Annotated in this window: 26 protein-coding genes; 13 read left to right on the top strand and 13 right to left on the bottom strand. The window is 74.7% G+C overall.

Annotation, left to right across the window (positions count from 1 at the left end):
• Positions 1 to 21: 21 nt before the first annotated feature.
• Positions 22 to 456: a hypothetical protein gene (locus tag ACWPWW_RS09425; protein WP_454050056.1), complete on the bottom strand. Its 435-nt coding sequence runs from the start codon at positions 454 to 456 to the stop codon at positions 22 to 24.
• A 32-nt stretch (positions 457 to 488) separates the two neighbouring features.
• Positions 489 to 989 (bottom strand): GXWXG domain-containing protein, encoded by a 501-nt coding sequence (locus ACWPWW_RS09430; protein ID WP_454050057.1) that lies wholly within the window; start codon positions 987 to 989, stop codon positions 489 to 491.
• A gap of 114 nt (positions 990 to 1,103) precedes the next feature.
• Between ACWPWW_RS09430 and ACWPWW_RS09435 the strand changes: the two genes are divergently transcribed.
• Positions 1,104 to 1,307, top strand: a complete 204-nt coding sequence (locus tag ACWPWW_RS09435) for a hypothetical protein (RefSeq protein ID WP_454050058.1) — start codon at positions 1,104 to 1,106, stop codon at positions 1,305 to 1,307.
• Between the two features lie 9 nt (positions 1,308 to 1,316).
• Here ACWPWW_RS09435 and ACWPWW_RS09440 read toward each other — a convergent pair whose 3' ends face one another.
• On the bottom strand, positions 1,317 to 2,168 hold the full coding sequence (locus ACWPWW_RS09440; protein ID WP_454050059.1) for a helix-turn-helix transcriptional regulator: 852 nt from the start codon (positions 2,166 to 2,168) through the stop codon (positions 1,317 to 1,319).
• Between the two features lie 101 nt (positions 2,169 to 2,269).
• Between ACWPWW_RS09440 and ACWPWW_RS09445 the strand changes: the two genes are divergently transcribed.
• On the top strand, positions 2,270 to 3,034 hold the full coding sequence (locus ACWPWW_RS09445; protein WP_454050060.1) for an SDR family oxidoreductase: 765 nt from the start codon (positions 2,270 to 2,272) through the stop codon (positions 3,032 to 3,034).
• Positions 3,035 to 3,063: 29 nt separating this feature from the next.
• Here the strand turns inward: ACWPWW_RS09445 and ppk2 are convergent, their stop codons facing one another.
• Positions 3,064 to 3,972, bottom strand: a complete 909-nt coding sequence (gene ppk2, locus ACWPWW_RS09450; protein ID WP_454050061.1) for a polyphosphate kinase 2 — start codon at positions 3,970 to 3,972, stop codon at positions 3,064 to 3,066.
• Between the two features lie 198 nt (positions 3,973 to 4,170).
• Here ppk2 and ACWPWW_RS09455 point away from each other — a divergent pair, with 198 nt between their 5' ends.
• The 4 genes from ACWPWW_RS09455 (at position 4,171) to ACWPWW_RS09470 (ending at position 6,344) form a co-directional block, all read left to right on the top strand.
• Positions 4,171 to 4,698, top strand: coding sequence for a hypothetical protein (locus ACWPWW_RS09455; protein ID WP_454050062.1), 528 nt, complete (start codon positions 4,171 to 4,173; stop codon positions 4,696 to 4,698).
• 48 nt (positions 4,699 to 4,746) lie between these two features.
• Positions 4,747 to 5,163: a hypothetical protein gene (locus ACWPWW_RS09460; protein WP_454050063.1), complete on the top strand. Its 417-nt coding sequence runs from the start codon at positions 4,747 to 4,749 to the stop codon at positions 5,161 to 5,163.
• Between the two features lie 85 nt (positions 5,164 to 5,248).
• Positions 5,249 to 5,929 carry a DUF6766 family protein gene (locus ACWPWW_RS09465; RefSeq protein WP_454050064.1) on the top strand — a complete coding sequence of 227 codons (681 nt, stop codon included), beginning with the start codon at positions 5,249 to 5,251 and terminating at the stop codon, positions 5,927 to 5,929.
• Between the two features lie 85 nt (positions 5,930 to 6,014).
• Positions 6,015 to 6,344, top strand: coding sequence for a VOC family protein (locus ACWPWW_RS09470; RefSeq protein WP_454050065.1), 330 nt, complete (start codon positions 6,015 to 6,017; stop codon positions 6,342 to 6,344).
• Between the two features lie 23 nt (positions 6,345 to 6,367).
• Here the strand turns inward: ACWPWW_RS09470 and ACWPWW_RS09475 are convergent, their stop codons facing one another.
• Positions 6,368 to 7,357 carry an SDR family oxidoreductase gene (locus ACWPWW_RS09475; RefSeq protein ID WP_454050066.1) on the bottom strand — a complete coding sequence of 330 codons (990 nt, stop codon included), beginning with the start codon at positions 7,355 to 7,357 and terminating at the stop codon, positions 6,368 to 6,370.
• Positions 7,358 to 7,419: 62 nt separating this feature from the next.
• Entirely contained in the window at positions 7,420 to 7,794 is a 375-nt protein-coding gene (locus ACWPWW_RS09480; RefSeq protein ID WP_454050067.1) for a PLDc N-terminal domain-containing protein, read from the bottom strand.
• 197 nt (positions 7,795 to 7,991) lie between these two features.
• Between ACWPWW_RS09480 and ACWPWW_RS09485 the strand changes: the two genes are divergently transcribed.
• From ACWPWW_RS09485 to ACWPWW_RS09515, 7 genes are all read left to right on the top strand, one after another.
• Positions 7,992 to 9,089, top strand: coding sequence for a DNA glycosylase AlkZ-like family protein (locus ACWPWW_RS09485; protein ID WP_454050068.1), 1,098 nt, complete (start codon positions 7,992 to 7,994; stop codon positions 9,087 to 9,089).
• A gap of 150 nt (positions 9,090 to 9,239) precedes the next feature.
• Positions 9,240 to 10,556 (top strand): ABC transporter substrate-binding protein, encoded by a 1,317-nt coding sequence (locus ACWPWW_RS09490; protein ID WP_454050069.1) that lies wholly within the window; start codon positions 9,240 to 9,242, stop codon positions 10,554 to 10,556.
• A gap of 145 nt (positions 10,557 to 10,701) precedes the next feature.
• Entirely contained in the window at positions 10,702 to 11,550 is an 849-nt protein-coding gene (locus ACWPWW_RS09495) for a carbohydrate ABC transporter permease (protein WP_454050070.1), read from the top strand.
• Positions 11,547 to 12,413 carry a carbohydrate ABC transporter permease gene (locus ACWPWW_RS09500; RefSeq protein ID WP_454050071.1) on the top strand — a complete coding sequence of 289 codons (867 nt, stop codon included), beginning with the start codon at positions 11,547 to 11,549 and terminating at the stop codon, positions 12,411 to 12,413. Before ACWPWW_RS09495 ends, ACWPWW_RS09500 begins: the two co-directional genes overlap by 4 nt.
• 75 nt (positions 12,414 to 12,488) lie before the next feature.
• A complete protein-coding gene (locus tag ACWPWW_RS09505) occupies positions 12,489 to 14,810 on the top strand; it encodes a hypothetical protein (protein WP_454050072.1) in 2,322 nt (773 codons plus the stop codon).
• 90 nt (positions 14,811 to 14,900) lie between these two features.
• The gene (locus ACWPWW_RS09510; RefSeq protein WP_454050073.1) at positions 14,901 to 15,950 is read left to right on the top strand and encodes a LacI family DNA-binding transcriptional regulator; all 1,050 of its coding nucleotides are present in this window, start codon (positions 14,901 to 14,903) and stop codon (positions 15,948 to 15,950) included.
• A gap of 5 nt (positions 15,951 to 15,955) precedes the next feature.
• The gene (locus ACWPWW_RS09515; protein WP_454050074.1) at positions 15,956 to 16,384 is read left to right on the top strand and encodes a hypothetical protein; all 429 of its coding nucleotides are present in this window, start codon (positions 15,956 to 15,958) and stop codon (positions 16,382 to 16,384) included.
• On the opposite strand, the gene ACWPWW_RS09520 is transcribed toward ACWPWW_RS09515, so the two are convergent.
• From ACWPWW_RS09520 to ACWPWW_RS09550, 7 genes are read right to left on the bottom strand one after another with little or no spacing between them, the layout of a single operon-like run.
• Positions 16,290 to 18,725, bottom strand: coding sequence for a glycoside hydrolase family 95 protein (locus ACWPWW_RS09520; RefSeq protein ID WP_454050075.1), 2,436 nt, complete (start codon positions 18,723 to 18,725; stop codon positions 16,290 to 16,292). The two genes, ACWPWW_RS09515 and ACWPWW_RS09520, sit on opposite strands and share 95 nt — an antisense overlap.
• On the bottom strand, positions 18,722 to 19,498 hold the full coding sequence (locus ACWPWW_RS09525) for a glucosamine-6-phosphate deaminase (protein ID WP_454050076.1): 777 nt from the start codon (positions 19,496 to 19,498) through the stop codon (positions 18,722 to 18,724). The genes ACWPWW_RS09520 and ACWPWW_RS09525 overlap by 4 nt, the downstream gene beginning before the upstream one ends.
• Positions 19,495 to 19,698: a hypothetical protein gene (locus tag ACWPWW_RS09530; RefSeq protein WP_454050077.1), complete on the bottom strand. Its 204-nt coding sequence runs from the start codon at positions 19,696 to 19,698 to the stop codon at positions 19,495 to 19,497. The genes ACWPWW_RS09525 and ACWPWW_RS09530 overlap by 4 nt, the downstream gene beginning before the upstream one ends.
• The gene (locus tag ACWPWW_RS09535) at positions 19,695 to 20,525 is read right to left on the bottom strand and encodes an SIS domain-containing protein (RefSeq protein ID WP_454050078.1); all 831 of its coding nucleotides are present in this window, start codon (positions 20,523 to 20,525) and stop codon (positions 19,695 to 19,697) included. Before ACWPWW_RS09535 ends, ACWPWW_RS09530 begins: the two co-directional genes overlap by 4 nt.
• Complete coding sequence (locus ACWPWW_RS09540) at positions 20,522 to 22,189, bottom strand: hypothetical protein (protein ID WP_454050079.1); 1,668 nt, start codon at positions 22,187 to 22,189, stop codon at positions 20,522 to 20,524. Before ACWPWW_RS09540 ends, ACWPWW_RS09535 begins: the two co-directional genes overlap by 4 nt.
• A 5-nt stretch (positions 22,190 to 22,194) precedes the next feature.
• Complete coding sequence (locus tag ACWPWW_RS09545) at positions 22,195 to 23,088, bottom strand: carbohydrate ABC transporter permease (protein WP_454050080.1); 894 nt, start codon at positions 23,086 to 23,088, stop codon at positions 22,195 to 22,197.
• The gene (locus ACWPWW_RS09550) at positions 23,078 to 23,908 is read right to left on the bottom strand and encodes a carbohydrate ABC transporter permease (RefSeq protein ID WP_454050081.1); all 831 of its coding nucleotides are present in this window, start codon (positions 23,906 to 23,908) and stop codon (positions 23,078 to 23,080) included. The genes ACWPWW_RS09545 and ACWPWW_RS09550 overlap by 11 nt, the downstream gene beginning before the upstream one ends.
• Between the last annotated feature and the right edge of the window lie 144 nt (positions 23,909 to 24,052).

Raw genomic sequence — 24,052 nt, forward strand, 5'->3', positions numbered from 1 at the left:
CCTGGGCGCCGGACACCCGGCCTACCCGCCCGCGGCCGCCCGGTCCAGCACCGCCTCGTAGTCGTCGACGAGCTCCGGGCAGAGGTACCGGACCGCGTTGTCCCACAGCGGCCCCGCCGTGCCGTCGTCCTCGGCGAAGTACTGGCGGTACACGGCGACGGCGTCGTCGAGCCCCTCCGCGCCCACCGCGAGCGTCTGGCAGATGAACGCGCCCTGCTCGACGAGGACGGCGGCGATGCCGCTCGAGTCCCGGCCGAGGTCCTCGGCCACCGCCGCGACGAAGGCCTCCTGCGCCGCGGTGACGACGGGCGGCCCCTGGGGCGCCGGGGTGCCGGCGGCCGTGGTCGGGGCCGCGGTGGTCGTCGGGTCCGGGGCCTCGGTGGTGCCGCCGGTGCAGGCAGCGAGCAGCAGCACCAGCCCGCCCGCGAGCGCGGCGCCGACCCAGGACGACCTCATCCGGCCATCCTCCCCCACCGCGGGACCGCCGCTCACGCGGGGTGGACCGGCCGCAGCCGGAACAGGTACGGCTCCGGCATCCCGCGGGCGTCCATCGCGCCGATCACGCTGCCGTCGCCGGCCGCACGGAACGCGTCGACGACGGGCAGCTGGTCGTAGACGAGCGCCGCCGACACCACGCCGCGGTACCGGACCTCCCGCAGCCGTGCCCGCGGCCGGCGCGTGACGAGCAGCGGCCTGGCCACCGCGAAGGCCGCGTCCGCGGCGGCGGTCCGGAGCACCGGGGCCGCCCGCAGCACCAGGCCGAGCGGCACCAGGGCGGGGTCCACCCGGACGAGGCCGCGCCCGGCCCGGAACACCAGCGGGTCGACGTGCTCGTCGTCGACGAACCGCTTGCCGAACCAGCCGAGCCGCTCCAGCACCCCGTCGAGGGGGTGACCCGTCGGCACGCCCGACCCGCGCCACAGGCCGCGCAGGTCGGCGGTGCGGACGGGCGGCAGCGCGTCGTAGTCCGCGAGCGCGGCGGGGATCATCGGCGGCGGCCCGGGGTCATCCTCCTGACCCTAGGCGGAAGCGGCCGGACCCCGCGCGGGCCCGTGCCGTCCCGTCCCGTCCCGTCCCGTCCCGTCCCGTGCGACCCTCCTGGGATGAGCGACGACCCCCGACTCCCCCGCCAGGGCCTCACCTCGACGATGGTGTGGATCATCGCCGCGCTCGTGGTGGGCGGCGGCCTCACGCTCGCGGGCGTGCTGGCCGGGCAGCCGGTGCTGACCCTCGTGGGCGTGGGCGTGCTCGGCGTCTGCTCGACCGCCACCCGCGTCTGGTACCTGCGGCGGGGCCGGAACCGCTGACGACGGCGCTCAGCCCTGCCGGTCGGCCAGCTGCTGGGTGCCGAGGACGGCGAGCAGCTTCAGCTTGCCCTCCGCCTCGGACCGCGGCGGCGCGGTGAGCACGAGGAGCGCCTGGGACTCGTCCTCGGTGAACAGCGCCTGGCAGTCGACCTCGACCGGCCCGATCTCCGGGTGGATCAGCACCTTGTGGTCCTCGAACCGGCGGCTGACCTCGTGCGCCTTCCACAGCCGGGCGAACTCCGCGCTCCGCGCGGTCAGCTCGCGGACCAGGTCCCCCGCCTGCGAGCGCGGGCCCATCGACCCGTGCGCGGCCCGGAGCGACGCGACCTGCGCGCGGCCCTGCCGGTCGCGGTCCGCCTCCGGATAGCGCCACCGCTCCTGCTCCGGGTGCACGAACCAGCGGTAGATCGCGCTGCGCTCCCACCCGGCGAGGCCGGCTGCGTCGCCGAGCAGCGCCCGCGCCGGGTCGTTCTGCACCAGGGTCCGGCCGAGCGCGTCGAGGATGAACGCCGGGGTGTCGGTCAGGCGGTCGAGCACCCGCAGCAGACCCGGCGCCACGTAGTCCGCCGTCGACGCGCGGTCCGGGGCGCTGTGCCCCGCCACCCGGTACAGGTAGTCGCGCTCGTCGGGCGTCAGCCGCAGCGCCCGCGCGACCGACCCGAGCATCTGCGTGCTGGGCTGCGGGCCGCGACGCTGCTCGAGCCGCGTGTAGTAGTCGGTCGACATGACCGCCAGCTGCGCGACCTCCTCGCGGCGCAGGCCCGGGGCGCGCCGCCGCACGCCCGGGCTCAGCCCGACGTCGCCCGGACGGAGCGCCTCCCGGTGCCGGACGAGGAAGTCGGCCAGTGCGTCGCGATCCACCGGAGCAGTATCGACGCGCGCGGCCGCGCCGGACCAGGGATCGCGGATCCCCCGACACCCGCTCTCTGGCGGGCGCCGCGCGGCCGGCGAAGACTCGAACCATGCAGATCACCGGAAACACCGTCTTCATCCCGGGCGCGACCAGCGGCATCGGCCTGGCTCTGGCGCTCGCCCTCCAGGCCCGCGGCAACGAGGTCATCATCGGCGGCCGCCGCACCGAGCTGCTCGAGCAGATCACCACGGAGCACCCCGGGCTGCACGCCTACCGGATCGACACCACCGACGCCGAGAGCGTCGCGTCGGTCGCGAAGCAGGTGGTCGCCGAGCACCCGGAGCTCAACGTGCTGGTCCCGATGGCCGGCGTCATGCGCGTCGAGGACTGGACCCGCGCCGAGGGGTTCCTCGAGTCCGCCGAGCAGACCGTCACCACCAACGTGCTGGGGCCGATCCGGCTCATCGCCGCGTTCGTCGAGCACCTGCAGACCCGGCCCGACGCCACGATCCTCACCGTGTCCTCCGGCCTGGCGTTCACCCCGCTGGCGGCCACGCCGAGCTACAACGCGTCCAAGGCCGCGATCCACATGCTCAGCGAGTCGATCCGCCTGCAGCTGGCGGCCACGAGCGTGCGCGTCGTCGAGCTCGAGCCGCCCTCGGTCGCGACCGACCTCGTGCCCGGTCAGCGGGAGAGCGCCATCGCCATGCCCCTCGACGCGTTCGTCGCGGAGGTCGTCGGGCTGATCGAGTCCCAGCCCGACGCGACCGAGATCCAGGTCGAGCGGGTCAAGCTCCTCCGGTACGGCGAGGCACGCGGCGACTACGACCAGGTGGTCGCCACGCTCAACCAGAGCGACCCGCACGGGCGCTGACCGGCAGGGCGCCGACCGGCAGGGCGCCCCTACTCGTCCGCCGGCTCGTTCTTGCTCCGGATCACCAGCAGCGGGTCGGGCCTCCCGACCACCTCGGGGTCCTTGCCCTCGTAGTCGAACTGGTTCAGGAAGAACCGCATCGCGTTGATCCGGGCCCGCTTCTTGTCGTTGGACCGGATGATCGTCCACCGGGAGTGCCGCTTGTCGGTCCGGCGGAACATCTCCTCCTTCGCCTGGGTGTACTCCTCCCAGCGGTCCAGCGACGCGAGGTCCATCGGCGACAGCTTCCACCGGCGCACGGGGTCGAGCTGGCGGATCGCGAACCGGGTCCGCTGCTCGGTCCGCGACACCGAGAACCAGAGCTTGGTGACGTGGATGCCGGAGTCGACCAGCATCTTCTCGAAGGCCGGGGCCTGCGCCATGAACGTCTGGTACTCCTCGTCCGAGGCGAATCCCATGACGCGCTCGACGCCGGCGCGGTTGTACCAGGACCGGTCGAACATGACGATCTCGCCCGCCGTCGGCAGGTGCTGGACGTAACGCTGGAAGTACCACTGCCCGCGCTCGCGGTCGCTCGGCTTCGACAGCGCGACGACCCGGGCGGTGCGCGGGTTGAGGTGCTCGGTGAACCGCTTGATCGTGCCGCCCTTGCCGGCGGCGTCCCGGCCCTCGAACAGCACGATCGCGCGCTTGTCGTTGTCCTCGAGCCAGTACTGGAACTTCAGCAGCTCGACCTGCAGCCGGTACTTCTCGACCTCGTAGGCGTCCCGGTCCAGGAGGTGGTCGTAGGGGTAGCCCTCCTGCCACGTGTAGACCGGGTTGCCCTCGGGGTCGATCAGGTCGGGGTCGGGCGTGTGGCCGTCCCGCACCGTGTAGCCCGTGTCGCGCAGGTACTCGATGTACTCGCGCAGGTCGCGCGGCTGCTCGTCGGGAGCCATACCTCTCCTCGGGGCGTGGTGCGCCGGGGCGTGGACCCCCCGTCGTCGTGCCTCTCGGATACTCCGGCACCCGACCGGGGGCCGCAAGCGTGCTCGTCCGCTCGGCCGTCCGGGTGGCGTCCGCCGCACTCACCGGCGGACGACCCCGTGCGGCGTCCATGATGCGCAGCAGCTGACGCACCACGAGGAGGAACCGGCATGTCGCAGGTCGCCCAGACCCTCCGGCTCGCGTGGCAGCCGGAACCCGACGACTACCAGCAGGTCGCGCGCGTCCTGACCCGGCTGCGGCGCCGCGGTCGTACCGGGGCGCTGCTGATCGGGATCGCGCTCGTGAGCGTCGGTGGCGGGCTCCTGGTCCGGTCCGCGGGGACGGTGGTCGTGGGCGTCGTCCTCGGCGTTCTCCTGGTCGCCCCCGGCACGCACCGGCTGATGGCGCGCCGGCTGTGGCGCGGCGACCCGCACGCACGGGAGACCTGCACCGCGGACCTGACTCCGGGCACGGGGCTGCGGGTCACGCGGGGCGACGTCACCTCGGAGTCGCCGTGGACCGCCTGGGAGTCGGTGCTGGAGACGGACGCCCTGTTCCTCCTCCGGCGTCGCGGCGGCCCGCCGCTGCTGCTCGTCCTCGCCAAGCGCGGCGCACCCCCGGCCGACGGACCGGCCGACGGACAGGCACGGCTGCGAGAGCTGCTCACCGCGGAGCTCGGCGAGCCGGTCCGCGTCTGAGGTGCGCTCCTCGTGCCGAGCCGCCTCCCGGCTGCGACGATGCGAGACATGACTCCACGTCGCGGCTTCGTGGCCCTGCTCGCCGTCGCCGGCGCGCTGAGCGCCTGCAGCCCGCCGTCGCCCGGTGCCGCCGAGGACACCGCCCTCGCCTTCTACGCAGCCGTCGGTGCCGGGGACGGTGCCGCCGCGTGCGCGGTGCTCGCGCCGTCGGTGGCCCAGACGGTGTCCGAGGAGGAGGAGTCCACCTGCGCGGACGCCCTGACCTCCGGCGACATCGGCGCCGACCTGTCCGAGCGGGCTGCCGGCGTCCGAGCCGACGAGGCGCGGGTGGCCGGCCGCCAGGCGCAGGTCCACCTCGACGCCGACACCGTCTTCCTCGCGCGATCGGGGGACGGCTGGGTGGTCACCGCCGCCGGCTGCGACCCTCGCCCGCAGCGGCCCTACGACTGCGAGGTGGCGGCATGAAGGCGCCGCGCACCCTGTTCGTCGTCACGCTCCTCGGCGTGTTCCTGGCACTGGCGTTCTGCATCGTCCTGGCGGTGATGCACCGGTGAGGGCGCCGACGTGGGTGCGGGAGAACGGGCTGAGCCTCTTCTTCGGCGGCATCTTCCTGGCGGCGGTCGTCGGCCAGGCGGTCAGCGGGGTCGCGCTGTTCAACCGCGAGCAGCTCGCGGCCGGGCTGGACCCCGTGACGCTGGGGCAGTACCTCACCTCCTCCGCGTTCGCGGTCGACCTGACCGAGAACTGGCAGTCCGAGTTCCTGCAGTTCCTCCTCTACATCGGCGCGACGGTCTGGTTGCTGCAGCGCGGGTCACCGGAGTCGAAGCCCCTGGACAAGGCCGGGCGGGAGAGCGACGAGGAGCAGGAGGTGGGACCGCACGCGGACGCGGACTCGCCCTCCTGGGCGCGGCGGCCCGGCTGGCGCCTGAACGTGTACTCGCGGTCCCTCACGCTGGTGATGGGCGCGATCTTCGTCCTGTCCTGGTTCGTCCAGTCCCTCACCGGGTCCGTCGCCTACTCCGAGGAGCAGATGCGTGATCTCCAGGACGCCGTCACGTGGCCGGAGTACCTGACGCTGCCCGACTTCTGGAGCCGCACCCTGCAGAACTGGCAGTCCGAGTTCCTCGCGGTGCTGGCGATGGTGGTGCTGTCGATCTACCTGCGCGAGCGCGGGTCGCCCGAGTCCAAGCCGGTGGGCGCGCCGCACAGCGCCACCGGCGTCGAGTCCTGAGCGGGCGGCACCGCTGACAGACGTGCCCCGCGTACGCCAGGCTGGAGGCCTCCCACCGCAGGACCCGCCCGCCAGGAGGCGCCCCGTGCAGCTCACGTTCCTGTACCAGCCGGTGACGGACCTCGCCGAGGCGGTCGCCTACTACCGCGACGGACTCGGGTGGGAGGAGGCGTGGCGCGAGTCGGACGACACCGTCGCGCTGGCGATCCCCGACTCGGAGCCGCAGCTGATGCTCTCGACGGACCCGCAGCCGGCCGGGCCCATGTACCTCGTCGAGGACCTGACGGCGTGGCTCTCCGCGCACGCGGAGCTGACGGTCGTCGTCGCCCCGTACCCGATCCCGGGCGGCACCGTCGCGGGCGTCGCGGGACCCGGCGGGAGCGTGTTCTACGTCTTCGACATGCCGGAGACCTGACGGCGTCGTCGCGAGGCCGGCGGTCACCCCACCCGGAACCGCGTCACCAGGTCGTCCATCACCGCGTCCATCCGCGCGTCCACCTGCCGGCGCGCCGGGTCGGCGTCGTGCCAGGCGACGATCTCCCGCGCACCCTGCTCGAACCTGATCGTCGTCGCGAAGTCCGGCACCAGCCGGCGCAGCTTCGTGGTGTCGAAGACCATCGAGTGCGCCTTGTCGCCGAGCAGGCCCGCGCCCCACTCCGGGTCGACGGCGGCGACGGCGTCCGACGGGACGTGCACGACCCGCGGCTCGACGCCCGCCGCCGCGCCGAGCGCGCGGACGACCTGGTTCCAGGTCAGCACGTCGTCGGACGTGATGTGGAACGCCTCGCCCACGGCGCGGGGGTCGCCCAGCAGCGGCACGAACCCGCGCGCGAAGTCCTCGTGGTGCGTGAGCGTCCACAGCGAGGTGCCGTCGCCGTGCACGACGACCTCCCGGCCCTGCCGCATGCGCTCGACGGCCGTCCACCCGCCGTCGAGCGGGACGAGGGTGCGGTCGTAGGTGTGCGACGGGCGGACGACCGTCGCCGGGAAGCCGGAGTCGCGGTAGGCCCGGACGAGCAGGTCCTCGCAGGCGATCTTGTCCCGCGAGTACTGCCAGAACGGGTTGCGCAGCGGTGTCGACTCCGTCACCGGCAGCCGCTCCGGCGGCGTCTGGTAGGCCGACGCCGAGCTGATGAAGACGTACTGCCCGGTCCGGCCCGCGAACAGCTCGACGTCGGTGGCGACGTGCTCGGGCGTGAACGCCACCCAGTCGACCACGGCGTCGAACTCCCGGTCGCCGAGCGCAGCACGGACGGTCGCGGGGTCGCGGACGTCGGCCTGCACGACCTCCACCCCGTCGGGGAGCGGGCGGGTGGAGCTCGAGCCGCGGTTCAGCACCGTGACGTCGAGGCCGCGCTCGACGGCGAGGCGGGTGGAGGCGGAGCTGATGACGCCGGTACCGCCGATGACGAGGATGCGCTGGGCCATCGCTGCACCGTACGCCGCGGGCGGGCGGCCCGCCGGTCCGGGCCCGACCGGGCGACGGACGATCAGACCAGGGCTCGCGCCTTGATGACCTCGAACTGCTCCGGCGTGATCGCTCCGTCGGCGAGCAACCCCCGGGCAGCGGCGATCTCCTGCGCCGGCGACGTCCCGGCCACCTCGCGGATGTACGCGTCGGTGTGCTCCCGGTGCCGGCGGATCCCGTCGGCGGAGCGCTCGGCCATGCCCGTGCCGCGCGCGATCAGGTACACCAGCGCCGCGATCAGCGGCACGAGGACGAGGAACACCACCCACAGCGCCTTGGCGACGCCCGACAGCGCACGGTCCCGCACCAGGTCGCCGACCACCTGGAACAGGACCAGCAGGTAGGCGAGGAGGAAGAAGATCTCGAGGACGAGGACGAACGACTGCCACAGGGACATGGGGGCTCCGGTTCTGGGTGCTGCTGCTGGCGGACGAGGCGCTCGGTCCCCGCGGTGCGGGTCCCGGAGGCGCACAGGTCACGAGGTTCGCCCACCGGGCAGCACGCAGTGCGCCACCGCCGGCACCTACCCAGAAGGCACCGTCGAGGGTCCGAGACCACTCCACGGGCGGGCGGACCGCGCGTAGGGTCGCCGGCATGGCGGTCTCGTCGGCGCAGGCGCTGACCTGGCGCCTCGGCCGGCAGCACCTGGTCGAGGGCGCCGCGTCGGCGGGCGATGTCGTGCGCCGCCTCGGGGCGGTCCCGGCGTGGTCGGGCGACCCCGACCTCGCGGTCCGCCGGCGCCTCGCGGACCCGGAGCCCGGGGCGCTCGCCGCCGCGGTGCGGGACGGCACGCTGATCCGGACGTTCGCGTTCCGTGGCTCCACGCACCTGCTGGCCGCCGAGGACGCCGGCGTGCACCTGGTCCTCCGCTCGGCCGGCCGGCAGTGGGAGCTGCGGAGCTGGCAGGAGCACTACGAGCTGCGGCCGGCGGACTGGCCCGCGCTGCTCGACGCCGTCCGTGCCGCGGTCGCCGACGGGCCCGTCACCCGGGACCAGCTGGTCGCGTCGGTCACCGCCGTGCCGCGCTTCCGGCACCTCGGGCCCGGGCTGAGCCACCCCGGCATGACGCTGCTCAAGCCGCTGGCGTGGCAGGGGGCGCTCTGCTTCGGGCCGGGCGACGACGGCCAGGTCACCTTCGCCTCCCCCGCCGCGAGCCCGCGCTGGGGCGGCCTGCCCGACCTGGAGGACGCGGGGCGTCGCGCCGTCCTCGCGTACCTCGCCGCCTACGGGCCCGCGACCCGCGCCAACCTCCGCTACTGGCTGGTCGAGGGGCTGAGCGCCGGCCGACGGCGGGTCGAGCGCTGGACCGACGAGCTGGTCGGCGGCGAGGTCGTCGAGCTGGAGGTCGACGGCGAACCGGCGCTCGTCCGGCGGGAGGACGTGGCCGGTCTCGAGGCCACCGAGCGCACCACGGCGGTCACGCTGCTGCCCGGGCACGACCAGTGGGTGCTCGGGCCGGGCACCGCCGACACCCGCGTGGTGCCGGCCGCGCACCGGGCAGCCGTGACCCGGGGGGCGAACCTCGTGCTGCGCGCGGGGACGGTGGCCGGGACCTGGACGACCGCCGGGCGGGCGCTCGAGGTCACGTGGTTCGCCGCGGGCGCCGCGCCAGACGACGGCCTGGTGGCGGAGGCCGGGCGGCTGAGCGGGCTGCTCGGCCGGGAGCTCGACGTGCGGGAGTCGACGGCCTGATCCGCCCAGGGGCGCGGGACCAGCGCGGTCCCGCCCTGCCGCCGGACCGCAGCGCCCGGCGCGTGCGCACGCGTTGACACCCCTGGACGACGACGGCTACCTTCGCGTCACCGAAACCGGTTGCGAAACGATCTAGCAAGGGAGCTAGCCATGTCCAGCACACCTCGGTGGACCCGGGGCACCACCGTCGCCGCCGTCCTCGGCGCCGCGGGCCTCGCCCTGGCGGCGTGCGCGCCGTCCGCCCCCTCCGCCCCGACGGGCGCGGGCTCCGGCGCGTCGGGCGACGCGCACAGCATCACGGTCGGCATGGAGGCCGGCTCGCCGCACGAGGCCTTCTACCGCGAGATGGCCGCCGAGTTCACGGAGGAGACCGGCATCGACGTCGAGATCCTCGGCGTCCCGCACGACAACATGCACCAGCAGTTCCTGTCGGACGCCATCGCCGGCGGCGGCGCGTACGACGTCCTGACGGTCGACCAGCCCTGGATCGCCGAGTTCGCCGAGAACGGCTACCTGTCCCCGCTCGGCGACCGGCTCGAGGACGCCGACCGCGACGACTTCATCGAGCACACGCTGGACACGGTCAGCTACGACGGCGAGCTCTACGGCCTGCCGTTCCTGGTGCACAACCTGGTCACGTACTACCGGCCCAGCCTGCTCGAGGCGGCCGGCGTCGACGGGCCTCCCACGACCTGGGACGAGTACCGCGCGGCCGCGGCCGCCACCACCGACCCGGCGTCGGGCGTCTACGGCACCATGGTGCCGGGCAACCGGGACGGCGAGGTCGCCACCCGGTTCGAGAGCTACGTCCAGCAGGCCGGCGGCGACATCGTGGACGCGGACGGCGCGCCCGCGATCGACACCCCGGAGGCGCGCGAGGCCTTCGACCTCATGACGGGCATCCAGTTCGAGGACGGGTCCAGCCCGGAGGGCCTGCACGACCTGTCCGCGATGCAGGGCCAGTTCCTCGAGGGCAAGGTCGCCATGATCACCATCTGGCCGTACCTGTGGGCGCAGGCGACCGACCCGGCGCAGTCGAAGATCGCCGACGACGTCGCGGTGGCCCTCAACCCGGGCAACCCGGACCAGGTCGGCACGACGTTCTCGTGGGGCTTCGGGGTCTCCGCGTCCTCGGACGCGCAGGACGCCGCCTGGCAGTGGGTGCACTGGGCGACCAGCAGCGACGTGCTGGCGCGCAAGGCGACCGAGCAGCTCTCGCCCGTCCCCCGCACGTCGTCGATGGAGACGCTCGCCGCGTCGGACGAGCTGTCGCAGGCCGACCGGGACGCGCTGGCCGTGTTCTCCGAGTCGGTCGGGAAGAGCACCACGATGCCGATGACGCCGGCGTACGCGCAGTACCAGACCGCGATCGCGGAGGCCGTGTCCGCCGTCATGTCGCGGCAGCAGTCGCCCGACGAGGCGCTGGCGGCCGCCCAGTCCGAGATGGAGCGGGCAGCTGGCCGCTGACCTGCGTGGTGGCGGGCGGACGGGGACGCCCGCCCGCCACCACGCTCCTGCCGGTCCCCCCGTTTCCGCCCCCGGGGAGGACCGCCCGGTCGCCCGGCCGCGCGCCCGCCGCACCGGGCTGCTGTCCGGTCGCCGCCGGGCCGGGGTGCTGCTGACGCTGCCCGCCCTGCTCGCGCTCGCCGCGACCGCGCTGTACCCGCTGCTGTGGACGGTGTCCCTGAGCCTGCAGGAGTTCAGCGTGGCGGTCGGCGGCCCGGCGCCGACCTTCGCCGGGCTCGACAACTACGCGCGGGTGCTCGGCTCGCCGGCCTTCTGGACGGCGCTGACCCAGACCCTCGGCTACGTGGTCACCACGCTCCTGGTCGAGCTCACGATCGGCATCCCGATCGCGCTCGTGCTGCAGCGGGAGACCCGCGGCCGCAAGGCGATGCGGCTCGTGCTCGCGCTGCCGCTGATGATCGCGCCGGTCGTGGCGTCGATGGCGTGGAAGTTCCTGTTCTCTCCCGGGTACGGCCTGGTCAACGAGGGGCTCGCGCTCGTCGGGATCACGGGGCCCGCCTGGTTCGCCGACCCGTGGTTCGCCCGGACGACGGTGCTCGTCACCAACGCCTGGCTCGCCGTGCCGTTCGTCGTCCTGGTGCTGCTCGCCGGCCTGGCGAACATCCCGGGCGAGCTGAAGGAGGCCGCCCGGACGGACGGCGCCTCACCGTGGCAGACGTTCTGGCGGATCACGCTGCCGCTGCTGCGGCCGTCCATCCTCATCGTGCTCGTGATCCGGCTCGCGGACGCGTTCCGGGTGTTCGACGCGGTGTACGTGATGACCGGTGGCGGACCCGGCTCCTCCACGGAGGTGCTCAGCACCTTCCTGTACCGGCAGATGTTCACGGCCACCGACTTCGGCGGTGGCGCGGCGACGTCGGTGCTGTTCGTGATCGTCATCGGCATCAGCGCCGGTGCCGTCTTCCTCTGGCTGCGCCCGCGAGGTGAGCGATGACCGCCCTGACCCTGCCGGCCCGCCCGCCGCGGACCGCCCGCCGCGTCACGCGCGGCACCGCCACCGCGCTCGTCGCCGTGGCCGCGTCCTTCCTGTTCCTGCTCCCGGTGATCTGGGTGGTGACGACGTCGCTCAAGCCGGACGTGGAGATCTTCGCGATCCCGCCGTCGGTCCTGCCGCAGTCGCCGACCACCGCCCACTTCACCTCGGTCCTCGGGGACGAGACCGTGCTGCGGTTCTTCCGGAACAGCCTGGTCGCCGCAGGCGGCGCGACCGCCGTCGGGCTGCTGCTCGGCGTCCCCGCCGCCTTCGGCTTCGCCAAGTTCCGGTACCGCTTCTCGGGCGTGCTGCTCGGCTCGGTGCTCGTCACCCGGATGTTCCCGCCGGTCGCCCTGGCGCTGCCGTTCTTCCTGCAGTTCCGCCAGCTCGGGCTGATCGACACCCCGCTCGGCCTGGCGATCGCGTACCTGCCGATCGTGCTGCCGCTGATCATCTGGATGCTCGAGGGCTTCTTCCGCGAGCTGCCCGAGGAGCTGCTGGAGGCGGCGCGGCTGGACGGCACCGGGACGCTCGGCACCATCTGGCGGATCGTCCTGCCGATCTCGACCCCGGCCGTCGCGGTCGCGGCCCTGTTCGGGTTCCTCGCGGCGTGGAACGAGCTCGTCATCGCGCTGTCGCTGACCCGGACCCCCGACGCGCAGACCATGCCGGTCGGCATCGCCGGGTACATCACCCAGTTCCAGACCCTCTGGGGCGACATGACCGCGGCGGCGGTGGTCTACCTGCTGCCGGTCCTCGTCCTCACCCTGCTCTGCCAGCGGGGCATCATCTCCGGCCTCACCGCGGGCGCCACCAAGGGCTGAACGGCCCGGTCCCGCCCGCACCCCCACACGTCCGCGCGCCCTCGAGCGCGGCCCGAGCACCACCAGGAGCACCCCGTGATCGAGATCCGCACCACCGGCCCCGACGGCACGCACGGCATCGAGCTGTGGTCCGACCTCGCCGGCACCCCCGAGCGCCTGGTCGCCGCGCCGGCGCCCGTCGTCGTCGAGGTCCACACCGGCGACCCGGCCGACTGGCGGGGCGACCGCGTCCCCGCGCCCTACGACGAGACCGTGCGGGACGGCGCCGCCCTGCTCGGCACCGCCCGGCTCCGGACCGCCGCCGGCGACGTCGAGGTCGTGGACCGGTGGGTGGTCGAGGGCGACGCCGTCCGCGTCGACCGGCGGGTCAGGGTTCCCGCACCGGTGGCCGGGACCGCCGTCCGCGCCGTGCTCGACCTCGACGTGGTCGGCGCCGGGTTCGACGAGCGGACCCAGGTGTTCGCGCCGCCCGCGCTCTACGACCTGAACGACATCGACGGCGACGGTGTCGAGGACTACCTCGACACCCGCGAGCTCGTGTTCCGGGACGACCGGCTCACCGGGCTGGCCGTGCTGGCCTACGCCCCCGAGCGCGGGATCGGCGTGACGCTGGCGCGCCAGGACGTCCCGGCCCACGACGACGTGCCGGACCGCGAGCGCGGCCAGCAGGCCTTCGCGCAGCGCACCGACATCGGCTCGCTGGGGCTCCTCGACCGCCCGGGCGGCTGGTCGCTGACGGCGGCGTACCCCTTCGTGGAGCGCGCGCGGTCCCACGCGCTGACGGCGCAGGCCCGGGAGCCGTGGGGCGCCTTCTGGCCCGTCGACGGCGCCACCGACCTGACGGTGTCCTACGCCGTCGGCGTGGTCGGCGGCGCCACGGCCACGGACGCGCTGTGGGAGCTCTGGCGCGGACGCGTCGAGCACCTGCAGCCCCGGCGCGTCGACCTGCCCGTCCCGGTGGCGGACCTCACCGCCCTGCGCCTGGACGCGCTGATGCCGTACTACCGGGAGAACGCGACGACGGCCGGCTTCGTCACGAACTGCCACCCGCAGGACGGGCGCCAGCTCGGCGACGTGCTGCAGTACGGCTTCACCGGTCAGACGGTGCTGAACGCGCTGCACGTCCTCAACCACGCCTCCGAGATCGACGACCCCGACGCGCGCACCAAGGCGCTGCGGGCGGTCGAGAGCTTCGTCCGGCGCGCCGGGGGCTCCCCGCTCGGCCTGGTGCACACCCTCTACGACTTCGACTCCGAGCGGGACGCCAGCTGGTGGAGCGGCCTGCTGCTGCCCCTGGCGTACGCCGAGGAGGGCGCCGACCTCCAGGACCTCATGGGCCCGGTGCTCGAGCACATGGGCTACGCCGTCGACGCCCTGTCGGGCGCACCCGACGGGACGTACCTGCGCTGCGTCGCCGAGGAGCACCACGCCCTGCTCCGCGCGTACGCCGCCGAGCAGGAGCGCGGCTCGGTGCACGCCGCGTGGCTCGACGTCGCCCTGTCCTTCGGCGAGTTCCTGCTGGGCGCGCAGGAGCAGGACGGCTCCTGGCGCCGGGCGTACGGCTTCGACGGGACGGGCCTCGTGGAGCCGCGCGCGTGGTTCGGGCGGGCCGACCTCAACCAGAAGTCGTCGACCGCCACCGCGGTGCCGTTCCTGCACGAGCTGCACCGGGTCACGGGCGACCCCCGCTGGCGGGACGCCGCGGTGCGCGCCGCCCGGTTCGTGGCCGAGCACTTCGTCCGCGGGCTGAAGTTCAACGGCGGCATCCACGACTCGATCTACGCGCGCGCCCAGCTGGTCGACTCCGAGAGCATCCTGTTCTCCCTGCGGGCGTGCCTCGCGGCGGCCGAGATGACCGGCGACGACGACCTCCGCGCGGCGGCGGTCGACGCGGCGCGCGTGCTGGCGACGTGGGTCTACCTGTGGGACGTGCCGCTGCCGCCCGGCAGCACGATGGCGGGGTACGGGTTCCGCAGCACCGGCTGGAGCGCCTGCGACACCGCCGGTGCCGGCTACATCCACCCGTACGAGCTGCACGCCGTGCCCGACCTGTTCGAGGCCGCGCTGCTCGGGGAGGACGACGTGCTGGCCGAGGTCGCCGACCTCGTGCTGCACGGGTCCAACGAGACCGTCGCCACCCCCGGCCGCGACTGGGGCTACGCCCGGCCCGGCCTCCAGGAGGAGGGGCTGCTGGTCAGCTGGTGGCTCATCGACGACCCGATGTTCGTGGACACCGGGTTCGGCGGCCGCGGCAAGGGCGAGGGCAACAAGACGTGCCTGCCCTGGATCTCCGCCGTCGGCATCGACGCCACCGACGAGGTCCTGCGCCGCTACGGGACCACCGATCTGCGCACCTGCTGGAGCGACCGGCACCGCGCCGCCGTCGCGTCCCGCTAGGGTCGGCGGTCACAGGTGGTGGACGTCACGACTGCCGCGCCCGGGTCTCCCGGGCGCGGCCGCGACGCAGGTGACAGGAGCCGGCGGCCGATGGGTGCGGGGAGCAGCGACGTCGTGCAGCAGCGCGCGCCCGGCCGCGCCACCCTGGCGGACGTCGCACGCCGGGCGGGCGTGTCCAAGGGGACCGCGTCCAAGGCGCTCAACGGGCGCGGCGAGATCCGGCCGGAGACCCGGCAGCGGGTCCTGGAGGCGGCCGACGCCCTGTCGTTCACGCCGTCGGTGCTGGCGCAGAACCTCGCCAGCGGACGCACCGGCACCGTCGGCGTGCTGACCAACGACCTCGAGGGCCGGTTCGTCATCCCGATCCTCATGGGGGCGGAGGACGCCCTGGGGGCGGGCCGCATCTCGGTGATCCTCACCGACGCGCGCGGCGACGCCATCCGGGAGCAGCAGCAGCTGCGCACGCTGCTCGAGCGGCAGATCGACGGCCTGATCGTGGTCGGCGGCCCGCGCACCGACCCGCGCCCCTCGCTCGGGCAGGACCTCCCGGTCCCGGTCGTCTACGCGTACGCCCCCTCCGAGGACCCCCAGGACCTGTCGCTCGCCGCGGACAACGTGCAGGCCGGGCGCATCGCCGCCGAGCACCTGTGGGACACCGGCCGCCGGCGCATCGCCTACGTCGGCGGCGACCCCACGTACGCCGCGTCCCGGGACCGCGAGGCCGGCGCCGCGGCCGCGCTCGCCGACCGCGGCGCGGCGCTCCTCGGCGGCGGCGTGGCCTCCGGCAACTGGAGCGAACGCTGGGGCCGGGCGGCGACGGCCCGCCTGCTGGAGCAGCACCCCGACCTCGACGCGGTCGTCGCCGCGTCCGACCAGCTCGCGCGGGCCGCGCTCGACATCCTCCGCGACCACGGGCGCCGCGTCCCCGAGGACGTGGCGGTCGTGGGCCACGACAACTGGTCCCTGGTCGTGACCAACACCCGGCCGGAGCTGACGAGCGTCGACACCCGGCTGGAGCACCTCGGGCGGACGGCCGCCAGCCGGCTGTTCGCGGCGCTGTCGGGGGACGAGCTCGGGTCGGGGGTCGAGCTGCTGCCCGTGGAGCTCGCGGTGCGGGGCTCGACGGTGGCGGACGGCTGAGGGACGTGCCCGGGCTGATCAGGTTCCAGAGCGCGGTCCCCTCCCGCAGCGGACGGTTCCCGGGCGTGTTCGCGCTCGCGAACGCGCTGGCCCGCCAGGGACGCCTCTCCGCGGCCGACACCGCGTGGTGGCGCGCGGCCAACGCCCGGATGTCCGCGGCCTACGTCGACCCCTCGACCGTGTCCCCCACCTGCTACGACCAGCGGATCAACCCCGGGGCGCGCGCGTGGTTCAGGCTGCCGACGAGCGCGCCGCTCGAGATGACCCGCGAGTACCTCGGCCTGCTCAACCGGTACGGCGTCGAGTGGATGGAGCTCCGCACGACCAGCCCCGGGCGCATCACGTACGAGGACGCCGTGCAGGTCGTGGCCGTGCCGCGCACGGACGAGGCCGGCTCGGTCCGACGAGGCAGCGCACCCCCGCCGCGAGCCTGACGACGACGCGCCGATCGCCCCACCGGACCGTGACCTCGCGGGCGGTGTCCGCGACGAGCTCCGCCGCCGTCAGCTCGCCGTGCTCCCAGCGCAGCGCGACCGTCACGCCGCCGCGCGCCCGCAGGCCACGTACCGATCCCGTCCCCCAGGCGAGCGGCAGGGCGGGCAGCAGGTGGATCTCGCCCGCGTGCGACTGCAGCAGCAGCTCGGCGACGCCGGCGGTGAAGCCAAAGTTGCCGTCGATCTGGAACGGCGGGTGCGCGCAGAACAGGTTCCGGTACACGCCGGCGCGGTCGTCCTCGCCGTCCTCGGTCGCGTCCGCCGGACGCAGGAACTGCTCGATGGCGGCCGCGGCGGCCTCCCGGTCGCGCAACCGCGCCTGCAGGCACAGCCGCCACGCGAGCGACCAGCCGGTCGAGTCCGGCCCGCGCGCCGCCAGGGTCGCCGCCGCCGCCCGGGCGAGCTCCGGGTGCGCGTCCACGTCGAGCGTGGTGCCGGGGAACAGCCCGATCAGGTGGGACTGGTGGCGGTGCTCGGGTTCGGCGTCCGGGGCGTCGCCCGCCCACTCCGCGAGCCGACCGTCCGGCAGGACGCGGTAGGGCGCCAGACGCGGGATCGCGGCACGGACGCGGTCGAGCAGCGGGTCGTCGACGCCCAGGACCGTCGCGGCGTCGAGTGCGCGCCCGAGGAGCTCGCGGAGCAGCGCGACGTCGGCGGTGGCGCCCGCGGACAGCGAGGCCGGTCGGCCGTCGGGCAGCAGGTAGGTGTTCTCGGGGCTCGTCGACGGGCTCGTCGTCAGGCCGCCGCAGCCGTCCTCGACCAGCCACGACAGGGCGAACTCGACCGCCCCGCGCACCACGGGCCAGGACCGGGCGAGACGGTCCCGGTCGCCCGTGAACGCCCAGTGGTCCCACACGTGCAGGGCGAGCCAGGTGCTGCCCATCGGCCAGGCGGACCACGCCGGGTCGCCGTCGCCCTCACCGGCGGGCTCCGCGAACCCCCACACGTCCGTGTTGTGGTGCGCGACCCACCCGTCGGCGCCGTACAGGTCGCGGGCGACCCACCGGCCCTGCTCGGCGAGGCGGGGCAGCCAGTCGAGCAGCGGCTCGCCGCACTCCGCGAGGTGGACCGGGCCGACGGGCCAGTAGTTCATCTCGACGTTGATGTTGGTGGTGTAGTTCGCGCTCCACGGCGGGCGGGTGTGCTCGTTCCAGATGCCCTGGAGGTTCAGCGGGGTGGTGCCGGGGCGCGACCCCGCGATGAGCAGGTACCGGCCGTAGGCGAACGCCAGTGCCGCGAGCCCGGGGTCGTGCCGGTCCACGGAGCGCCGCACGCGGTCGTCGGTGGTGAGAGCACCGAGCTCGGGGTCGTGCGCGAGCTCGAGCTCGACGCGGTCGTACAGGGACCGGTGGTCGGCGACGTGGTCGGCCAGCAGGAGCGCGGCACCCCGCGCCTCAGCGGCGTCGAGCGTGGCGGAGGTGTCCAGGCGCAGCGCCTCGACGTCGCCGTGCGGACGGGCCGGGACGGTGCTGCGGGTGTCGACGTCCGTGGCGCACGCGATCAGCAGCAGCACGTCCCGGGCGCCGCTGATCGTGACGCGGTCGCCGTCGGACGACACGGTCCCGTCGCTCACGACCCGCAGGGCGGTGACCACGGTCCCGGACGCGCCGGGCGCGGGGTCGTGGACCACCGGGTCGGGGACGTCCTCGTGCGGGGGCGCGACCTCCGAGGGCAGCCGTTGCACGACGCTGAGCCCAGCCGGGACCGCGAGGGTCGTGGCGCCCGGGTGCGCGCCGAGCACGCTCACCTGCAGGTCCATCGGCGGCCCGTCCGGCGCCCGCCGGTGCACGACGACGACCTGGTCGGGGTGGCTGGCGAACGCGGACTGGCTGCGGTGCGCGCGGCCGGCGGTCCAGGCGTGGTGCGCGACGGCGTCGCCCAGGTCCAGCCACCGGAGGTAGTCGCGCACGTCGGTGCCCGCGTCGGGGTCGGCACTGGTGATGCGGACGTCCGCGACGGGCTGGTAGGCCTGGGTGTGCCCGCGCTGGAGCGCCCGCACCTCGCGCTCCGCGCCCGGGACGTCGCCGGCCCGGAGCGCGGCGCGGACGCGGCCGAGCACCTCGGGGCCGTCCTCGCGCGCGAGCGAGGGGTCGCCGGCCGCGGACGCGGGGGACCCGGACCAGGCGCTGTCCTCGTTCAGCTGGATCCGGTCGGTGGACACCCCGCCGAAGCACATCGCCCCGAGCCGGCCGTTGCCGATCGGCAGGGCGTCCGTCCACCGGCCCGCCGGGGAGTCGTCGCGCAGCACCGGCGAGGAGCGCGGGCGGACCTGCTGGGTCACCGGGGCGTCGCCAGCGCGTCCGCCGGGAGCGCGGGGCGGCGGGAGGGCGGCAGTGCCCTCGCCGCGGCCTCGTCCAGCAGCACGGTCACGCGCGGGTGCCGCTGGAGCACGGAGGCGGGGACCTCCGGCGTGACCGGTCCGGTGAGCGCGGCGGCGACGGCGTCGGCCTTGTCCGTTCCGGTCGCGACGAGCAGCAGGTGCCGGGCAGCAGTGATCGTGCCGATCCCCTGGGTCAGGGCGTGGCTGGGGACGGCGTCCGCGTCGCCGCCGAAGAACCGCGCGTTCGCGGCGCGGGTCCGGGGGGTGAGCGCGACGACGCGGGTGCGTCCGTCCGTCGGCGAGCCCGGTTCGTTGAACGCCAGGTGCCCGTTGTGGCCGATACCCAGGATCTGCAGGTCGGCGTACCCCGCGCGCTCCAGCCCGGCCTCGTAGGCGGCGGCCGCGGCCCGCGGGTCGTCGGTGGTCCCGTCAGGGACGTGCACCCGGTCGGGGTCGAGGCGGAGCGGGCCGGTCACGGTGCGACCCACGACCGCGCGGTACGACTCGGCGTGGTCGGCGGGGAGGCCGACGTACTCGTCGAGCGCCCACGCCTCGACCCCCGTCACGTCGAGCCCGTCGCGGACGTGCGCGGCCAGCTCGGCGTACAGCGGCTCCGGTGAGGAGCCCGTGGCCACGCCGAGCACGAGCCGGGGACGGCGACGGATCTCGGCGGCGACCACACCGGCCGCGCGAGCGCCCACCGCCGCCGCGTCGGGCAGGACCTCGAGCCTCACGCGGGGACCGCCTTGCTGCCGAGCCGGCCGTGGAAGTCGGGGAACACGTCCTCCTCCGGGCTGAGCCCGCGGGCGCGGGTCAGCTCGATCGCGAGCAGCTGCAGCGGGACGACCGCGGCCAGGTGGGCGGCCGCCCCGGCCGGGGGCAGCGCGATCCGTGCCTCGTCGGCACCGGTCGACGAGGTACCGCCCGCGATCACGTGGAGGGCGCGCCCGCCGGTCTCGACGACGAACCGCGCGAGGCGGTCGGCCCGGTCGGCCAGCTCGCCGCGTTCCCCCACGACCACCAGGAGGCTGCCGGGGTGCAGGCGGCGGTGCGGGCCGTGCAGGAACTCCTCGACGTCCCACACTCGGCGGGGACGCGCGCGGTCTCGAGGATCTTGAGGGCGCCCTCGTCGGCGACCGGGCGCCACGGTCCCCAGGTGACGACGTGCACGTCGGTCGGCGGGGGCGAGGCGACCAGCCCCGCCACCGGGCCGGCCGAGTCCGCGAGCGCCGCGGCCACGGCGTCGGGCACGCCCGCGAGGTCGGCGTCCCCGGCGCCGTCGAGGGCCCGGCCCAGCAGGTGCAGCGCCAGGACGGTGGCGGTGAAGCCCTTGGTCTTCGCCCCGACCGGCTCGGGCCCGCAGGCGATGTCGAGCGACGGGTCCGGACCGTCCGACGGCTCGCCGGTGACCAGGAGCGTGGCGGCGCCGGCGGCACGCGACCGGTCGAGGACGGCGCGCGTGCCGGTGCTGCGCCCGCTCTGCGAGACGCCGACGACGAGCAGGTCGGGGCCGAGCACGAGGTCGCCCGGGAAGTGCAGCGCGTCGGTGGGGACCAGGGCCCGCACCGGGCGGGAGAACGAGGACCGCGCGAGGCGCGACGCGTGGTGCGAGGTCCCCGACCCGACCAGCACCACGCGGGAGGTCCGGTCCGCTCCGGCGACCGCCAGTGCGTCGCGCACCGCCAGGGGGAGCGTCGCGAGCTGGTGCGCGAGCACCTCCGGCTGCTCGTGCGCGCAGGACTCCACGGTTCCGGCGGTCATGCCGATGCCTCCGTCGTGATCTCGATCCGCAGCGGCCGGTCGGTCCAGCCCCCGATCAGCACGCGTGTCCCGGGGACCCGGTCCTCGCCGTGCACGTAGGTGAAGAGCTCGCCGTCGTCGTACTGCGGCGGCAGCCCGGTCTCCTGACCCGTGACCTGCACGTGCAGCACCTCGTCGCCCGCCCGGAGCGTCAGGGTGCCGTCGCGCAGCCACCGCACGTCCGGGACCCCGGGGTGCGGCTCGCCGCCGGTGAGCTCGCCCGGCCCGAGCGTGAGCTCGGCGGCCAGCCGGGTCCGGGGGCCGTCGCAGCGGACGTCGACCGTCGCCCCGTCGTCCCGCAGGTCGACGGTGACGGTCGTGCCGAGGCGCAGGTCGCTGCGCTCGCGCCCGGGGAAGTCCATCTGCGCGAAGAACCGGCCCTCGTCCGTGAGCCGGTACGCGCCGTCCGCCCGCCGCAGGCCTGCGGCGAGCGGCTGGTAGTACCCGCTGACCGTCTCGCCGGTGAGCGACACCCGCTGCCCGTGCACCGCCAGGGCGCCGGGGCGGAACGCGCCGGTGTCGAAGAACGCGGGGGCCACGCGCAGGGCCAGCAGGCGTGCGGCACCCCGCCGGTGCTGCACCAGGGTGGCGGAGTTCGCCAGCCCGGAGGCGACGCGGCGGGTGCGGGCGTGGTCGGACCCGCCGAAGACCGTGGTCGTCGTGCTGCCGGAGCGGTGCCGCACCAGGCCGACGGTCGGCAGGACGACCGTGCCGTCGTCGGGCGGCACGGTCGCCGGGAGCACCGCGAGCCGCGCGGGGTCGACCAGGCCGTCGGTCAGCTCCCGCGAGCACTCCAGGCGGGGGTCGGCGCACGCGAGGGCCGCGAGCCGCGCGAGGCGCGCGTCGCCGTCCGTCACGGCGAACCGGCGGAGCTGGCCGGCGAACGCGTGCACCCGGAACGTCTCGCGCTGGTCCTGGCGACGGGAGTGGACGCTGACCACCTCGCCGTCGTCGTCGACCAGCGGCACGAGGGACAGCAGCGACGCGCGGACGGGCCCGAGCAGCGCGGGCCGGTCGAGCAGCCGGGCCAGCGTCAGCAGGGAGGGGTTGGAGACGTAGGCGGCGTAGTTGGGGCTGCGCTCGGAGTAGAAGCCGTCGGCGTCGATGTCGACGCCCTCGGCCAGCCACTCGTCGGCACGGGCGACGAGGCGGTCGTCGCCCGTGAGCCGGTGCAGGCCGGCCAGGGCCGCGGACAGCTCCCAGCGGTGGTTCGGGGTGTGCACGCCACCGACCAGCAGCGCCTCGACCGCGCGCTCCGCGACCGCCCGCAGCCGCCCCGCGACGTCGGCCGGACCCGGGCTGCCCTGCGCGTCGAGCAGCTCGAGGGTCAGGCAGAGGTCGTTGAACGTGAACGAGGAGTCCGGCGGCGACACCAGGTTGTCACCGTCGAACAGACCGGTCGGGCCCTGGGACCGCTCGAGGTGCGCCACGAGCGCGGTGGCGGTGACGGCGCGGTCCGGGTCCGGGGCGTCGACGAGGTCGGCCAGCACGAGGACCCGGACCGCGTGCATCGTGGCGCGGTGCGGCAGGGCGGGCGGGACACCGCCGCGGGTGGCGGCGAGCACCGCGTCCGCCTCGGCCAGGGTCCCGGCGACGAGGCGGTCGCGGTAGGGCGCGTCGAGCACGGGCGTCAGTCCTTGAGGCCGGAGTTGAGGTCGGCGCTCATCACGTAGCGCTGGGCGACGAAGAACAGGACCACCAGCGGGATGATCGAGATGATCGAGGCAGGCAGCAGCAGCGTCCAGTCGATGTTCTCGGCGCCGACCAGGCTGCGCAGGGCGACCTGCAGCGTGAACTGGTCGGGGTCGGCCAGCACGATGAGCGGCCAGATGTAGTCGTTCCACCGCCACTGGAAGCTGAAGATCGCCAGGGTGATCGCGATGGGCTTGGCCAGCGGCAGCATGATCCGGAAGAAGATGGCCAGCTCCCTGGCGCCGTCGATGCGGGCGGCGTCCAGCAGCTCGTCCGGGACGGTCAGGAAGAACTGCCGGAACATGAAGATGCCGGACGCGGTGATCACCGACGGCACGATGATCCCCGCGAGCGTGTTGTAGAGGCCCAGGTCGCGGATCACGGTGAACGTCGGGGTCAGGATGACCTCGGTGGGCAGCATCGTCGTCGCGAGGATGCAGACGAAGAGCGCGCTGAGCCACCAGGCGCGGTACTTCGCCAGGGCGTACCCCGTCGCCGCGCTGAAGAACACCGTGAGGACGGTCGTGAGGGTCGCCACGACGGCGGTGTTGCGGAAGTACAGGCCGAAGTCGACCCGCTCCCAGGCCCGCACGTAGCCGTCGAACGTCCAGGTCTCGGGCAGGAGGGTCAGCGGGAACCGGAACAGCTCCCCGCCGGGCTTGACCGAGCTGAGGAAGAACCAGACCAGCGGGAACAGGAACAGCAGGACGAGCACCGCGAGCGCGAGCGTGGACGGCAGCGAGCGCGCGACGCGGACGCGCAACGGGGCGCGGCGGTGGCGCAGGACGGGGCGGGCGGCGGGCACGGGTGCCGGCACGGTCTCAGAGGCCATCGCGGATCCTCTTCTCGAAGCGGAGCTGGATGAGGGCGACCACGAGCAGGATCACCATGAGGACCATCGAGACGGCGCTGGCGTAGCCGACCTGGGCGCGGTCGAAGCCGGTCTCGTAGATGTACTGCACGATCAGGCGGTTCTCGGTCCCGGGCCCGCCGCCGTTCAGCGCCTGGACCATGGCGAACTCCTTCATCGACCCGATCGTCGTCAGCAGCACGACCATGAACGTCGTCGGGGCGATGCCCGGCAGGGTGATGGCGCGGAACCGCTGCCACGCGTTCGCGCCGTCCAGCTGGGCGGCCTCGTAGTAGGACGTCGGGACGTTCCGGATGGCTGCGACGTACAGCAGCATGTTGAACGCCGTGTTCGCCCACGCGGACGCGACGATCACGACGACCATCGCGAGGTTCGCGTCGGAGCTCCACGCCAGCGGGTCGGCGCCGAGCCTCCCGAGCAGGTCGTTGACGATGCCGAAGCTCTCGCCGAACAGCCACCGCCACACGACGCCGGTGACGATCGGGGACACGAGCCACGGGATGAAGAACACGACCTTGGCGACGCTCGTGCCGCGGGCCCACCGGTTGGTGAGCAGCACCGCGATGCCCAGGGACAGGGCGACCGTCGCGGGCACGGCCAGGACCACGTACAGCGCGGTCCGGGTCAGCGCGGACCAGAAGTCCGAGTCGCCGGCCAGCTCGGCGTAGTTCTCCAGCCCCGTGAACTCCAGGTCGCCGATGCCGCGGTAGTCGGTGAACGAGTAGATGAGCCCGAGCGCACCCGGCCAGACGAAGAACACGGCGAACAGCACGATGACCACCGCGGTGAGCGCGAGCGGGGCGAGCGTGTGCTTGCCGTAGGGCCGACGGCGTCGGGGGCGGGGGCGGGCGCGGCGGCCAGGCCCGCGGCGGGGGTCGCGGGGCGGCGCGGTGCGTGGGCCAGGGTCATGCGGTCCTCCCGGGTC

The organism is Cellulomonas sp. Marseille-Q8402 (genome assembly GCF_965119525.1).

Coding starts and splice junctions, on each gene's coding strand:
- ACWPWW_RS09485 (WP_454050068.1), top strand. CDS start 7,992: ATGGCGGTCTCGTCGGCGCAGGCGCTGACCTGGCGCCTCGGCCGGCAG.
- ACWPWW_RS09475 (WP_454050066.1), bottom strand. CDS start 7,357: ATGGCCCAGCGCATCCTCGTCATCGGCGGTACCGGCGTCATCAGCTCC.
- ACWPWW_RS09435 (WP_454050058.1), top strand. CDS start 1,104: ATGAGCGACGACCCCCGACTCCCCCGCCAGGGCCTCACCTCGACGATG.
- ACWPWW_RS09545 (WP_454050080.1), bottom strand. CDS start 23,088: ATGGCCTCTGAGACCGTGCCGGCACCCGTGCCCGCCGCCCGCCCCGTC.
- ACWPWW_RS09490 (WP_454050069.1), top strand. CDS start 9,240: ATGTCCAGCACACCTCGGTGGACCCGGGGCACCACCGTCGCCGCCGTC.
- ppk2 (WP_454050061.1), bottom strand. CDS start 3,972: ATGGCTCCCGACGAGCAGCCGCGCGACCTGCGCGAGTACATCGAGTAC.
- ACWPWW_RS09480 (WP_454050067.1), bottom strand. CDS start 7,794: ATGTCCCTGTGGCAGTCGTTCGTCCTCGTCCTCGAGATCTTCTTCCTC.
- ACWPWW_RS09500 (WP_454050071.1), top strand. CDS start 11,547: ATGACCGCCCTGACCCTGCCGGCCCGCCCGCCGCGGACCGCCCGCCGC.
- ACWPWW_RS09425 (WP_454050056.1), bottom strand. CDS start 456: ATGAGGTCGTCCTGGGTCGGCGCCGCGCTCGCGGGCGGGCTGGTGCTG.
- ACWPWW_RS09445 (WP_454050060.1), top strand. CDS start 2,270: ATGCAGATCACCGGAAACACCGTCTTCATCCCGGGCGCGACCAGCGGC.
- ACWPWW_RS09535 (WP_454050078.1), bottom strand. CDS start 20,525: ATGACCGCCGGAACCGTGGAGTCCTGCGCGCACGAGCAGCCGGAGGTG.
- ACWPWW_RS09510 (WP_454050073.1), top strand. CDS start 14,901: ATGGGTGCGGGGAGCAGCGACGTCGTGCAGCAGCGCGCGCCCGGCCGC.
- ACWPWW_RS09430 (WP_454050057.1), bottom strand. CDS start 989: ATGATCCCCGCCGCGCTCGCGGACTACGACGCGCTGCCGCCCGTCCGC.
- ACWPWW_RS09455 (WP_454050062.1), top strand. CDS start 4,171: ATGTCGCAGGTCGCCCAGACCCTCCGGCTCGCGTGGCAGCCGGAACCC.
- ACWPWW_RS09460 (WP_454050063.1), top strand. CDS start 4,747: ATGACTCCACGTCGCGGCTTCGTGGCCCTGCTCGCCGTCGCCGGCGCG.